This is a genomic window from Pseudomonas sp. ICMP 561, from assembly GCF_002699985.1.
Lineage (GTDB): Bacteria > Pseudomonadota > Gammaproteobacteria > Pseudomonadales > Pseudomonadaceae > Aquipseudomonas > Aquipseudomonas quasicaspiana.
On record NZ_LKBT01000010.1, the window covers coordinates 19,276 to 32,223 of the forward strand.

Sequence of the window (12,948 nt, forward strand, 5' to 3'; positions counted from 1 at the left end):
TCCGGCCGGATTCAAGTCAGGCGCGCCAACGCCAGCGGGCCAAGGCCTTGATGACTTTCATCCAGAGTTTGCGAGTGACCACCACGATGGAATCTCTAAAGGAGGGATCTTTGATTTCCGGCAACAGTATCCCAGCGTCCAGATTCAGGCAACCGGGAATCAGACGTCGCAGGTCATCAATGACCAGCGCCGGGGACTCTTCTTCAATCGGTCGACCATGGTTGTAGCCGTAGCTCATGGCAACACAGGGCACACCAGCGGCTTTGGCTGCCTGCACGTCGCTGCGTGAATCACCGACGAACAGCGACTGCGAGGCTGGAATATTGGTCATCTTCATGACAAAGAACAGCGCCGCCGGATCAGGCTTTTTCGTCGGCATGGTGTCGCCACCGATGATCAGGCGGAAAAAGCGGCCCAGTTTCATCTCATCCAGCAGCGGCGCGACGAACCGTTCCGGCTTGTTGGTGATCAGCGCCATCTCCACGCCCATCTTCTGCAACCACTTCAGGGTTTCACGAACGCCAGGATAGACGACCGTGAACTCATGCTTTTCGGCATAGAACTTCATGAAGATTTCCAGCGCCTGATCGGCCTGGGCATCATCGACACCACTGTGGTCCAGATCATTGGCCAGAGCGCGGCGTACCAGAACAGGCGCACCGTTACCGATCCAGTTTCTGACCTGCGCCAGACCGGCCGCAGGACGACCCAGTTCAAGCAGCATTTTGTCGACTGCTACGGCCAGATCGGGTACCGAATCCACCAGGGTACCGTCCAGATCAAACATGATCAGCTTTGGCAGGCGCCCCGGAAACAGTTGCTCGAAGCCGCTCATGCGCGGGACAGCGCCAGTTCTGCGCGCATCTTGTCGATGACTTGCTTGTAGTCCGGGGTATTGAAGATGGCGGAACCGGCGACAAAAGTATCAGCACCGGCGGCGGCGATCTCACGGATGTTATTCACGTTCACGCCACCGTCGATTTCCAGACGAATGTCCAGACCCGAGGCATCAATCAACGCGCGCGCCTCACGCAGTTTGTTCAGCGTCCCCGGGATGAATTTCTGACCGCCAAAGCCAGGGTTAACGCTCATGAGCAGGATCATGTCGACCTTGTCCATCACGTACTCCAGCAAGTTCAGCGGAGTCGCCGGGTTGAATACGAGCCCCGCCTTGCAACCGCCCTCTTTGATCAACTGCAACGAGCGATCAATGTGCTGCGTCGCTTCCGGGTGGAAAGTGATGTAGCTGGCACCCGCCTCGATGAAATCGCCGATGATGCGATCCACCGGGCTGACCATCAAGTGCACATCGATGGGTGCCGTCACGCCATATTTACGCAGCGCCGAGCACACCATCGGACCGATGGTCAGGTTCGGCACGTAGTGGTTGTCCATCACATCGAAGTGAACAATGTCGGCGCCAGCGGCCAGCACAGAGTCAACTTCCTGACCCAGACGGGCGAAGTCGGCGGAGAGAATCGATGGAGCAATGAGGAAGGGCTGCATGACGCACCTTTTTGAACAGAATCACGGTGGCGCGCATTGTACTCCAGTGGCAGTTGCAAGCTATAAGCTATAAGCTATAAGCCACAAGCTAGCTACAAGCCAAAAGCCAAAAGCCAAAAGCTGAAGGTGCCCTAGCCAAATACTGCTTTAGCTTGAAGCTTGAAGCTTCCCGCTTGCCGCTCACTCAATCTGAGTGCGCAACTTCTCGCTACGCCCGCGCAACCACTCCAGCACCAACAGCAGTACCACCGAGAATCCGATCAGCAGCGTCGCAGCAGCAGCGATGGTCGGGCTGAGGTTTTCCCGGATGCCGCTGAACATCTGCCTTGGCAGCGTCGCTTGCTCGGGGCCGGCGAGGAACAGCGTCACGACCACTTCATCGAAAGAAGTCGCGAAAGCGAACAGCGCGCCGGAAATCACACCCGGCGCAATCAGCGGTAACGTCACTCGACGAAATGCCGTTAGCGGCGACGCGCCCAGGCTGGCAGCCGCCCTGACCAGATTATGGTTGAAGCCCTGCAAAGTCGCCGACACGGTAATGATCACAAACGGCACACCCAGCACCGCGTGAACCAGAATCAATGACAGGAAGCTGTTACCCAACCCCAGGGGCGCGAAGAACAAATAGCTCGCCACACCAATAATCACCACCGGCACCACCATTGGCGAAATCACCAAGGCCATGACCAGCGCCTTGCCGGGGAAGTTGCCGCGGGTCAGGCCAATCGCCGCCAGCGTGCCGAAAACCATGGCCAGCACAGTCGCAGCGGGAGCGATGAGCAGGCTGTTCTTCAGCGCGCGCATCCACTCGTTGGAATTGAAAAAGTCCTGATACCAATGCAGTGAGAAGCCTTGCAACGGGTAAACCAGAAAGCTGCCGGAGTTGAACGACAGTGGAATGATCACCAGCACCGGTAGCACCAGGAACAACAGGATCAGGCCACACAGGATGCGCAGGGCGTAGTACCAGACACGTTCCAGCGGCGAGGAATAAGAACTCAACATGGCAATGCTCCTCAGCTCAAACGCAGGCGGCTGGCGCCGACCAGCCAGCTATAGATCAGATAAAGCACAATGGTCGCCAACAGCAGCAGACCGCCCAGTGCCGTGGCCATACCCCAGTTGATGCTGGTGTTGGTATAGAAGGCGACAAAGTAGCTGACCATCTGGTCGTTCGGGCTGCCCAGCAATGCCGGGGTGATGTAGTAACCAATTGCCAGAATGAACACCAACAGGCAACCCGCGCCGATACCGGCATAGGTCTGCGGGAAATACACCCGCCAGAAGCTGGCAAACGGGTTGCAGCCCAGAGAGATAGCGGCACGCATATAAGTTGGCGAGATGCCTTTCATCACGCTGTAGATCGGCAGAATCATGAACGGCAACATGATGTGCACCATCGAGATGTAAACGCCGACTCGGTTGAACACCAGTTCCAGCGGTTTATCGATGATGCCCATGGCCATTAATGCACCGTTGATCAGACCACTGGATTGCAGCAACACGATCCATGCCGCCACCCGAACCAGAATCGACGTCCAGAACGGCAGCAACACTAGAATCATCAGCAAATTGCTCTGCCGCGCAGGCAGGTTGGCCAGCAAGTACGCCAGCGGGTAAGCCAGCGCCAGGCAGATCAGGGTAATGACAAACCCCATCCAGAACGTGCGGGCGAAGATGTCCAGATAGATCGCTTGATCAGGGGTCGCAGGTGCCACTTCACCAAGGTCATCAATGCGATGGTCCACTGCGGCCAGCAAATAATAGGGGGTGACACTACTGGTATTGCGTCGGATCACCTGCCAATAGGCCGGATCTCCCCAACGCTCATCCAGTGCTTCGAGTGCATCTTTATAAGAAGCAGGCTCTTCCTTGAACGGCAGCGCACGCGCGGTGCTCGTCAACAGGCTGCGATAGCCAGCCAGTTCCATGTTCAGGCGCTTGGACAGATCGCCCAGGGTTGAGTTTTTGCGGGTTTCCGCCAGGTCCATACTCAGTGCCTTGTAGACCGGCTCCGAGGGCAAGCCCTTGCCGTCCCATTTGGCGACTTCGATCACGGTAGTCGGTAGAGCATTAACCACTTCCGGGTTGCCGACGCTTTTGTATAAAAGCGCCACAATCGGTACCAGAAACACCAGCAACAGGAAGATCACCAAGGGCGCGATCAATGCCTGGGCCTTCCAGCGGTTAACCCGCTCGGCACGAGCCAGACGTTGCTTCAAGGTAGGGCTGGCGCCTTCAGTCAGGGGCACGGCGATGGCCATAGCGAACTCCGAAATCTTTGAACGAAGGGCGCATTCCCTACTGTAGGGAACGCGCCCGGATCTAACTCAACCTGATGCGCTTACTTGGCAGCCCAAGCGTTGAACCGCTGTTCCAGGTTTTCACCAAAGTCAGCCCAGAACTTCACGTCTATCTGCACCTGATCCTTGATGTTCTCAGGGGTGGTCGGCATGTTCTGCAGGGTTTCAGCGCTCAACAGTTTGACGGCATCGGTGTTGGCCGGACCGTAAGCGATGTTTTCCGAAAAGGTCTTCTGTTGCTCAGGCTGCAGGCTGTAAGCGATGAACTTCTTCGCCGCTTCGGCATTTTTCGAACCCTTTGGAATGGCCCATGCGTCGAAGTCATACACGCCGCCGGTCCACACCACTTTGAGCTTGCTTTCTTTGGCGACCGCTGCGATGCGGCCGTTGTAGGCCGAGCTCATGACCACGTCACCCGATTGCAGGAACTGAGGCGGCTGTGCGCCCGCTTCCCACCACTGAATGCTTGGCTTGAGTTTGTCGAGCATCTTGAAGGCGCGGTCCTGACCGTCTTTGCTGGCCAGCACTTTGTAGACGTCTTTTGGCGCAACGCCGTCGGCCATCAGGGCGAACTCCAGGGTGTACTTGGCGCCTTTACGCAGGCCACGCTTGCCCGGGAATTTTTCGGTGTTCCAGAAATCGGCCCAGCCGGTCGGCGCCGAAGCCAGTTTGTCGGCGTTGTAAGCCAGCACGGTGGACCAGACAAAGAAGCCTGCACCGCAATGAGAAATGGCGCCCGGCACGTACTTGGACTTGTCGCCAAACAAGGCCGGATCGAGCTCTTCGAACATGTCTTCGTCGCAGCCGCGGGCCAGCTCAGGCGATTCAACTTCTACGAGGTCCCAGTTAACGCTTTTGGTGTCGACCATGGCTTTGACTTTGGCCATCTCGCCGTTGTACTCGCCAGCGATGATCTTGCCGTTGCCCGCCTTTTCCCACGGGGCGTAGAAGGCTTTTTCCTGGGCTGCCTTGTTGGCACCACCAAACGAAATCACGGTCAGGTCAGTGGCGGCCATGGCTTGCGCGCCGCACATCATGCCCAGCGTAATTGCGGTGAGTTTCAAAGATTTGAGCATTTGGTTGTTTTCTCCACGAGCAGTGTTGGTATATGCGTTGTGGGCGATGAATTCGCCTCTGGCTGATGCCTTTTTATTGATAGATCAATGCACGTGCTGCAAGGGATCGAGTGCGCGAACGTGCTCGATTTGCCATCCAATTGGCACAACATCGCCAACACTCAACGCCGGATCCAGCTCGGCGATGGGTTGTTTGACGAAGAAGTCGGTTTTGCCTGCTACCTCCAGGCGCACACGAACGTGGTCGCCCAAATACACAAATTCTGCGACGCGACCGGAGAAACGGTTCACGCAGCTCTCGCTGTTGCCATTCAAACTGATGCGTTCCGGGCGAATCGACAGAGTGACGTCATCGCCCACCTGGCCAACATTCACGGCCAGCGCCTCGACTTTCTCGCCCTTCTCCAGTTGCACAACACAACGCTCGCCGGAATGGCTGAGCAGCTTGCCGTTAAGGCGATTGTTTTCGCCGATGAAGTTGGCTACGAAGGTGTTCTTCGGTTCCTCATAGAGATTGCGCGGGGGGGCGATCTGCTGGATTTCGCCCTGATGAAAAACGGCCACGCGGTCGGACATGGTCAGCGCTTCACCCTGGTCGTGAGTCACGTAGACCACGGTCACGCCCAGACGCTGGTGCAGGTGTTTGATCTCCATCTGCATGTGCTCACGCAGTTGCTTGTCCAGTGCGCCAAGCGGTTCGTCCATCAGAACCAGTTGCGGTTCGAAGACCAGCGCACGGGCCAGGGCCACACGCTGTTGCTGACCGCCGGATAATTGCGCAGGGTAACGATGGGCGAACGTGCCGAGCTGAACCATGTCCAGCGCACGTTTGACCTTCTCGCTGACGTCAGCCTTGCTCATACCGCGTACGGTCAGCGGAAACGCCAGGTTTTCGGCGACGGTCATGTGCGGGAACAGTGCGTAGTTCTGAAACACCATGCCGATGTCGCGCTTGTGCGGTGGCACGTTATTGATGGAGCGACCCGCGAGGAGGATTTCACCCGCTGTCGGCGTTTCAAATCCGGCCAGCATCATAAGGCTGGTGGTCTTGCCGGAGCCGGAAGGCCCGAGCAGGGTCAGGAACTCGCCTTTGCGAATGTCCAGGTTAAGGTCTTTGACGATAAGGGCTTCGCCGTCGTAGCTCTTCTGCACACCACGGAAGCTGACCAGAACATCATTAGCCCCAGCGCTTGAATCGACGTTGCTCATTACCCACACCTTTGTTTTGTCTGCGTGCGGTCAGCCTAGTTTAGGCTGAGAACCGCGCAAATCGGGGGGCAGGAGAGATTGGGGTAGGGATTGCCCTACAGGGATGGCGGGGATAGGTATGTGCAGGCGTCGCTATTTTATGTAGGCGATGCCCCATCACCAAGGCGCCGCACTATCACGCAGCCAACCTAGAACTGTAGGAGCGCGCTTGGTCTGGGCCGCATCCGGACGATTCGATCTGTCAGTCGATGAATGTATCGCCTGTGCTGACGTGATCGCGGGCAAGCGCGCTCCTACAGATTTTTGTCGCTCACAGGTATGAGCATATTCACAACAACTTATGCTCCATCGCATATTTCACCAGATCAGCCAGAGAATGCAGGTTCATCTTCTGCATCAGCCGTGCTTTGTGGGTGCTGATGGTCTTGCTGCTCAGGTTCAGTTGCTGGGCGATGTCGTTGACGTTGGCGCCTTGAGCCAAGCGTTCGAACACAGAGAACTCGCGCTCGGACAATAGCGAATGCAATGGCCTGTTATCCGTCAGCCCGACTTCGAAGACCATGCGGTCGGCAAGGTCCGGGTCGATGTAACGACCACCCGCCGCTACCCGTCGAATTGCCGTCAGCAGTAACGCCGGATCGCTGTCCTTGGTCGCATAACCGGCAGCCCCGACTTTCAAGGCGCGCGCTGCCATCTGCGCTTCGTCGTGCATTGACAGCACCAGTATGGCTGGCGGATTGGCCAGCGCGCGAATACGCGGGATCGCCTCAAGGCCGTTCGCTCCCGGCATGGAGATATCCAGCAGCACCACCTCGCATTCAGTCTGACGAAGAGCCTCAAGCAGCTGCTCACCGTTACTGGCCTCGCCCACCACGAGCAAATCCTTGGCAAGGCCGATCAACTGCTTGATGCCTTCACGAACAATAGTGTGGTCTTCAGCTACCAGTACACGAATCACTTGTGTTGCTCCTGCCCGGCTTGATGCAGCGGAATATAGGCGCGCAAGGTTGTGCCCTCACCTGTCTCACTGTCCAGCTCCAGTCGCCCGCCAAGCATCAACACCCGCTCGCGCATGCCCACCAGACCGAACGACACGACCTTACCCTGCGGCTGAACAAAACCAATACCGTCGTCGGCAATGGTCAGGCACATGACGCCATCGTCCAGCGTAAGGCTCACGTCCACGGTGTGCGCCTGAGCATGACGTATAACGTTAGTCAGCGCCTCCTGCAAAATCCGGAACATGCCAATGGCCAAAGCATCGCTGAGCGTCGGCAAATTATCAGGCACGTCCACCAGACACGGAATTTGCGTGCGCGCCTCGAACCGTTGCGCCTGCCATTCGATGGCCGACGCGATACCCGCATCGAGAATCGGCGGACGTAGCGCGGTCGCCACGTCGCGTACTAACTGGAACAATTGCGATATCAGGCGCTTCATGCTGTTGAGCCGATCGCGCAAGCCCGGATCAAGATCGGCGTAAGCCAGCTCACACATGGACGTTTCCAGCTTGAGCACGGTCAACATCTGACCCAATTCGTCGTGAACTTCCCGGGCGATACGCGCCTTTTCCTCCTCGCGCACGCTTTCCAGATGCGCCGACAGCTCGCGCAGTTGTTCGTGGTAACGACGACGCTCGGTCACGTCAGTGAGGAACACCACCAGATACTCGGACTCCTCGAAGCGCAGGAAACTCAAGGAGACATCGGCGGGCAGAACGCTGCCGTCGGCACACACACAATTGGTTTCGAATGTCTGAGCAATCCCTTCACTGGAGCGCGCACTTTTCCAAAGGCCCAGCCAGCGATCCATGTGCAACGTGGGTTCGAAATCAATTAACGGCCGATCCACTACGCCGCCGGACGAATAACCCAGCATGGCTTCTGCCGCATGGTTGGCATAGCGCACGCGACTGTCCCAGTTGACCCAGAGAATGCCCACAGTGCTTTGATCAATGGAAAACTGTGCCAGCTTTAACGCCTCTTCACCTGCCTCGCGCCGCGCCAGTTCTTCGCGAGCAAGCAACACATCGCGCTCCAGCGACTGCTGCTGACGGCGCTGCCATATAACAATGGCGGAACTGGCCAGCAGTAATACCAGCAGCAACAGACAGATGTTTTGCCAGAAACCAGGCGACTCGCTGGCTTTCACAGCATTGAGCGGCAGCCAGCGCGCATGCAACTGATCAAGCTCTTTGGCCGGAATCGCATGCAGGGCAGCGCTGATAATGTCCGCCAACTCAGGCACATCTCGACGGGAAGCGACGCGCAGCAATTGGGGATAGCCAATATCGCCGACAATACTCAGCCCGGCGAACTCCGGTTCCCGAGACAAGCGACTGAGCTGCGCCTCATCGAGCACGGCATAACGCGCCTGCTGACTCAACAATAATTGCAGCGCTTGCCGATCCAGCGGTACGCCTTGCAGGTTGATATGGGGATAGGTGTTACGCAGGTAGTCGGCGGTGACGCTGGGCATGCGAATCACTACGCGCGTGCGGCTGTCGAGCTTCTCAAGGTCCACGACACCAGAGCCGTCGCGCTCGCCCACCACCAGTTGCGAAATCCGCATATAGGGATCGGAAAACAGCCAGACACGAAGGCCAGCCGGGGTTTGAGTCAGACCGGGGGCAATATCCACCATGCCTTGCGCCAAGGCCTCCTCCAAAGCGGCCTGATCAGGGAAGTTACGCCAGAGCAGTTCTGTTTGCAGGCTCCTGCCGAGCAGATTCATCAAGTCGACGTTGGCGCCGGAAAGCTGCTGCTGGCGACGATCAAGCTGCGCATAAGGTGCCTGCATCACCAGCCCAACCCGCAAGGGCCCACGCTTTGCAAGCCATGCGCGCTGCTCTGCCGACAGCGGCGTGGACACGGCTGGCTCTGAATCCGCCTGAGCCACGACGTTGAAAATCATCAAGAGCAGGGCCAGACAGCCGATAACTCCAGTGCGCAGCAGAACCATCATCAAGGTGTCGTTCCCATGTGTTCTATGTAGTCGTTTGAACCGATGCGCCACTCAAGCATGGGCCTGACAAATCCTTACCAACCCATTAGGCTGCCAAGATAGTTTCTGGCCTGGAATATCCGATGTCCTACACATTTCGCGCAACGCTTCCTTCGCTTTGTCTGGCGCTGATACTACCTTGCGCGTTGCCTGTCATGGCGGCAGATCCTGCTCCTGCAAAAGATGCTGCAACCGAACCCGCTGTGGAAAGGGCACCACTGTTACCGCGCACCCAAGAAGATGCGCTGGCCCTTGAAGGGCGCTTGCCGGTTGCCGATCAACAGCAATTGCAGGCTGGCGAAGACAGTTTCCTCGCCTTGTGGAAGCCAGCCAACACTGACGATCCCAAAGGTGCAGTGATCATTATTCCCGGTGCTGACGAGTCGGCTGACTCTCCGGATGCCGTAGGCCCGCTGCGACGCAAGTTTCCTGACATCGGCTGGTCAAGCCTGAGCCTGACCTTGCCCGACCAGCTGGCTGATTACAATCAGGCCAGAGCCGCCGACACGCCTGCAGAAGCGGGTGCAGCAGAAAAATCCAAAGACGCGGCCAAAACTACCGCGCCAACTGATGCCGACAAAGCCGCTGCTGCTGAAAAAGAGGCTGCTGCTGAAACAGCAAGAGCCGCTGCCGCAGAGGAGCAGGCCAAGGCTCAGGCTGAGCGTATCTTCGCCCGAATTGAAAGCGCCATCAGCTTCGCACAGCAGAACAAGGCCCGCAGCATCGTGCTGCTCGGACATGGCAGCGGTGCCTACTGGGCAGCTCGTTACTTGAGCGAACGCCCGGCGCCGCTGGTACAGAAATTCGCCATGGTCACGGCGCGAGAGCCCGCAGATACCAAGCCACTGCTGACCGAGTTGATACCCGGCCTTAAAGTGAAAACCTCGGACTTCATTTACAAGGACGCGAACAACAGGTCTCCAATGGAACGTCTGCAAATCAGCAAGCGTGCAAAAGGACCAGGCTACAGCCAGATTCCTCTGACCGCGATTCCGGGTAACGCTGCTGCAGAGCAGGAACAGATGTTTCGCAGGATTCGCGGTTGGGTTGAGGCGCAGTAAAGATGATTGATCGGAGCGGAAATGCTGCACCGCTCCTATCACACAAAATATAACTATCTGATTTGGAATGCTTTTTACTGTAGGAGTGAGCTTGCTCGCGATAGCTCCAGTACAGGCAATATATTCATCGACTGACAGGCCGAATCGCGAGCAAGCTCACTCCTACAGGGTCCGTGTTTGCTGCGCGACAGCGTGGTGTCAGGGACACCGAGCGACTCCCACAGAATAAAGCACAACACCATAATCAAAACCCGCGCCGCGCCTTGATCACTTTGTAGGCGTTATGCAAATCCTGAGTCCGGTCCGTTGCATCGCGCACCTGCAACTGACTAGCGCCAGAACCGGCTACTTTATCCGGGTGGTGTCGACTGAGCAGGCGGCGGTAGGCACGTTTTACATGCGCAGGGTCCGCATCGGCTTGCACGCCCAGCAGTTTCAGTGCCGCCTGGTAATCGTTGCTGTTATTAGCCAGGGGTTTTCGGGGGGCCTCGTGCCCGGAAGCCAAAGAGTCAACTCTGGCCGGCGACCAGCCGAGCCATTTACCCCACCAGACGATCAACTCTCGCTCACCGCGTGAAGGTTTTCCGTTGGCCCATGCCATGCGCCAGCAGGCGCGCAGCAGCGCTTCAGCCGTGTGAGGCTGGGGGGCGAGCCGACGCAGATGGCCGCGCAGATTATCACCACCGTCCTTGCCTCGATTGAAGGCCGCTATTGCACGACGCTGAGCGGGCTCACTCATGCCCATACGATGCATTTCAGCCCGCGCCTGCTGGATGTGCTGCTCGACCACCCGCCCGTCACTCTTTGCCAGCCGACCCAGCAGAACGAACAGCAACTCATCATCGCGCAGCGCCGCTCGACCGCGCATGCGCTCCCGCAAATGCGCCCAGCTTTGCAGTGCCAGACGTCGATCCAGTGCTTGCCCCAACAGCGCACCCAGCAAGGCGCCCGGGATGCTGGCAATGGCAAACCCGGCTCCGGCGCCCAACAGGGTGGATGGCCAGAGCATCAGTGTCCCGCCGCGAGCAACTGCTCGACCTGAGCAAGGCGCTCATGGGTGCCGACATCGACCCACTGCCCGGTGAAATGCTCACCGGTCACTTGCCCTTGCTCCATGGCGGCTCGCAACAGCGGCGCGAGTTTGAAAGCACCGGCCTGGCAATCTGCAAACAGTTTCGGGTGAAGGATGGCGATGCCACTGTAGGTGAGCCTTGCACCGGCATCGCTGGAATCACGAACCTGCCCGTCGATCAACGAAAAGTCACCCTGCGGGTGGTGCTCCGGATTATCGATCAACACAAGGTGAGCCAGACCGGCCATTGGCACTCGCAGTGCGCTGAAGTCGTAATCGGTCCAGACATCGCCGTTTACGACCATAAAAGGCTGATCACCCAGCAGCGGCAGCGCACGAAAAATACCGCCGCCCGTTTCAAGCGGCTCACCTTCAGGGGAATACGCAATACGCAGCCCCAAACGTTCGCCGTCCCCCAAGTAATCTTCAATCTGTTGCCCAAGCCAGGCGTGATTGATCACTACATCGTGAAACCCTGCCTCATGCAGCGCGCGCAGGTGATATTCAATCAACGGCACACCGCCTGCACGAACCAGCGGCTTAGGAGTGTGCAGGGTCAATGGACGCATTCGTTCGCCCTTCCCTGCTGCCAGAATCATCGCTTTCATGCCTGCCTCGTCAACACAATCGATAGCCTTATTTCAATGATGACCTTCATACCGTGGCGCGATTCAGAGCGATCCGCTCGCCGGTCGCTTCAGGCTGGTCAGCAAATTAGCCAGTTCAGCCAACTCTGGTCGCCGCTCCAGCACCGCGTCTATATAAGCAAAGAAGCGCGGAACATCGGCCAGATAACGCGGTTTGCCGTCACGATGGCAGATACGGGCGAAGATACCGATGACCTTCAAATGACGCTGTACGCCCATCAGGTCACTGGCACGCAGAAACTCTGCAAAGTCCTCCTGAACAGGAATCCCCGCCGCGCGAGCCTTTTCCCAGTAAATTTCCAGCCAGCCATGCACTCGATCTTGCGGCCAACTGAGAAAGGCGTCCTTGAACAGGCAGGTCACGTCGTAAGTGACGGGTCCGTAGACCGCATCCTGGAAATCCAGCACTCCCGGATTGGGTTCACTGAGCATCAGGTTACGCGGCATGAAGTCACGGTGCACCAGCACTTTGGGCTGCGCCAGCGCGCTCTCGATCAAGAGATCACTGACACGTTGCCAACTCGCCAATTGCTGCTGATCCATCTCGATGCCGAGGTGTTTGCGCACATACCATTCAGGGAACAGTTCCAGTTCACGGCGCAACAAGGCGACGTCATAGCTGGGCAGCGGTGCATCCATCGGCAGTTGCTGATAAGCCAGCAGCGCATCGAAAGCATCTGAGAACAAAGCGTCCGCGTTTTGTTCGTTGATGACATCAAGGTAGGTTTTTCGCCCAAGATCGCTAAGCAGCAAAAAGCCTTGAACAAGATCTTCGGCATAAATTTCAGGAACATTAATCCCTGATTTATTTAACAAACGGGCCACATCCACGAATGGTTTGCAGTTTTCCTGAGGCGGCGGAGCATCCATCACAATAAAAGTTTGCTCACCGCCCTCCCAGCGAAAATAACGGCGGAAACTGGCATCGCTACTGGCCGCGGTCAACGTGGCCGGGGGAATTGCGCCCCAGCCCTGCGCTGAAAACAGCGCGGGAAGCTGCTCATCGAGCCAGGATTTCAGGCGTTGCAGGCGTACATCTTGATCTGGCATTGCAAGGGTCTCCGACGGCGC

At 57.5% G+C, this 12,948-nt stretch carries 12 protein-coding genes; 1 reads left to right on the forward strand and 11 read right to left on the reverse strand.

Translation table 11 applies throughout. From position 1 onward, the window contains the following. Window positions 1-16: 16 nt before the first annotated feature. The 8 genes from AO242_RS09070 to AO242_RS09105 form a co-directional block, all read right to left on the reverse strand. Entirely contained in the window at window positions 17-835 is an 819-nt protein-coding gene (locus tag AO242_RS09070; protein WP_099268458.1) for a phosphoglycolate phosphatase, read from the reverse strand. Then, the gene (rpe, locus tag AO242_RS09075; protein ID WP_027900674.1) at window positions 832-1,506 is read right to left on the reverse strand and encodes a ribulose-phosphate 3-epimerase; all 675 of its coding nucleotides are present in this window, start codon (window positions 1,504-1,506) and stop codon (window positions 832-834) included. Before rpe ends, AO242_RS09070 begins: the two co-directional genes overlap by 4 nt. Before the next feature lie 180 nt (window positions 1,507-1,686). Then, window positions 1,687-2,511, reverse strand: a complete 825-nt coding sequence (locus AO242_RS09080) for an ABC transporter permease (protein ID WP_099268459.1) — start codon at window positions 2,509-2,511, stop codon at window positions 1,687-1,689. Window positions 2,512-2,522: 11 nt separating this feature from the next. Then, window positions 2,523-3,770, reverse strand: a complete 1,248-nt coding sequence (locus AO242_RS09085; RefSeq protein ID WP_099268460.1) for an ABC transporter permease — start codon at window positions 3,768-3,770, stop codon at window positions 2,523-2,525. A gap of 80 nt (window positions 3,771-3,850) precedes the next feature. Beyond that, on the reverse strand, window positions 3,851-4,885 hold the full coding sequence (locus tag AO242_RS09090; protein ID WP_099268461.1) for a polyamine ABC transporter substrate-binding protein: 1,035 nt from the start codon (window positions 4,883-4,885) through the stop codon (window positions 3,851-3,853). Window positions 4,886-4,969: 84 nt separating this feature from the next. Beyond that, complete coding sequence (locus AO242_RS09095; RefSeq protein ID WP_099268462.1) at window positions 4,970-6,094, reverse strand: ABC transporter ATP-binding protein; 1,125 nt, start codon at window positions 6,092-6,094, stop codon at window positions 4,970-4,972. Window positions 6,095-6,422: 328 nt separating this feature from the next. Beyond that, entirely contained in the window at window positions 6,423-7,052 is a 630-nt protein-coding gene (locus AO242_RS09100) for a response regulator (RefSeq protein WP_099268463.1), read from the reverse strand. Continuing rightward, complete coding sequence (locus tag AO242_RS09105; protein ID WP_099268464.1) at window positions 7,049-9,058, reverse strand: PAS domain-containing sensor histidine kinase; 2,010 nt, start codon at window positions 9,056-9,058, stop codon at window positions 7,049-7,051. The genes AO242_RS09100 and AO242_RS09105 overlap by 4 nt, the downstream gene beginning before the upstream one ends. Window positions 9,059-9,180: 122 nt before the next feature. Between AO242_RS09105 and AO242_RS09110 the strand changes: the two genes are divergently transcribed. Then, the gene (locus tag AO242_RS09110; RefSeq protein ID WP_099268465.1) at window positions 9,181-10,158 is read left to right on the forward strand and encodes an alpha/beta hydrolase family protein; all 978 of its coding nucleotides are present in this window, start codon (window positions 9,181-9,183) and stop codon (window positions 10,156-10,158) included. Window positions 10,159-10,402: 244 nt separating this feature from the next. Here AO242_RS09110 and AO242_RS09115 read toward each other — a convergent pair whose 3' ends face one another. The 3 genes from AO242_RS09115 to AO242_RS09125 all read right to left on the reverse strand — a co-directional run bounded on the left by AO242_RS09115 (window position 10,403) and on the right by AO242_RS09125 (window position 12,927). Then, complete coding sequence (locus tag AO242_RS09115) at window positions 10,403-11,167, reverse strand: DnaJ domain-containing protein (protein WP_099268466.1); 765 nt, start codon at window positions 11,165-11,167, stop codon at window positions 10,403-10,405. Continuing rightward, window positions 11,167-11,838 carry an N-acetylmuramate alpha-1-phosphate uridylyltransferase MurU gene (gene murU, locus AO242_RS09120; protein WP_099268467.1) on the reverse strand — a complete coding sequence of 224 codons (672 nt, stop codon included), beginning with the start codon at window positions 11,836-11,838 and terminating at the stop codon, window positions 11,167-11,169. The genes AO242_RS09115 and murU overlap by 1 nt, the downstream gene beginning before the upstream one ends. Before the next feature lie 63 nt (window positions 11,839-11,901). Then, entirely contained in the window at window positions 11,902-12,927 is a 1,026-nt protein-coding gene (locus AO242_RS09125; RefSeq protein WP_099268468.1) for an aminoglycoside phosphotransferase family protein, read from the reverse strand. Between the last annotated feature and the right edge of the window lie 21 nt (window positions 12,928-12,948).

Coding starts and splice junctions, on each gene's coding strand:
- AO242_RS09110 (WP_099268465.1), top strand. CDS start 9,181: ATGTCCTACACATTTCGCGCAACGCTTCCTTCGCTTTGTCTGGCGCTG.
- AO242_RS09085 (WP_099268460.1), bottom strand. CDS start 3,770: ATGGCCATCGCCGTGCCCCTGACTGAAGGCGCCAGCCCTACCTTGAAG.
- AO242_RS09115 (WP_099268466.1), bottom strand. CDS start 11,167: ATGCTCTGGCCATCCACCCTGTTGGGCGCCGGAGCCGGGTTTGCCATT.
- AO242_RS09090 (WP_099268461.1), bottom strand. CDS start 4,885: ATGCTCAAATCTTTGAAACTCACCGCAATTACGCTGGGCATGATGTGC.
- AO242_RS09080 (WP_099268459.1), bottom strand. CDS start 2,511: ATGTTGAGTTCTTATTCCTCGCCGCTGGAACGTGTCTGGTACTACGCC.
- rpe (WP_027900674.1), bottom strand. CDS start 1,506: ATGCAGCCCTTCCTCATTGCTCCATCGATTCTCTCCGCCGACTTCGCC.
- AO242_RS09105 (WP_099268464.1), bottom strand. CDS start 9,058: ATGATGGTTCTGCTGCGCACTGGAGTTATCGGCTGTCTGGCCCTGCTC.
- AO242_RS09095 (WP_099268462.1), bottom strand. CDS start 6,094: ATGAGCAACGTCGATTCAAGCGCTGGGGCTAATGATGTTCTGGTCAGC.
- AO242_RS09125 (WP_099268468.1), bottom strand. CDS start 12,927: ATGCCAGATCAAGATGTACGCCTGCAACGCCTGAAATCCTGGCTCGAT.
- AO242_RS09070 (WP_099268458.1), bottom strand. CDS start 835: ATGAGCGGCTTCGAGCAACTGTTTCCGGGGCGCCTGCCAAAGCTGATC.
- murU (WP_099268467.1), bottom strand. CDS start 11,838: ATGAAAGCGATGATTCTGGCAGCAGGGAAGGGCGAACGAATGCGTCCA.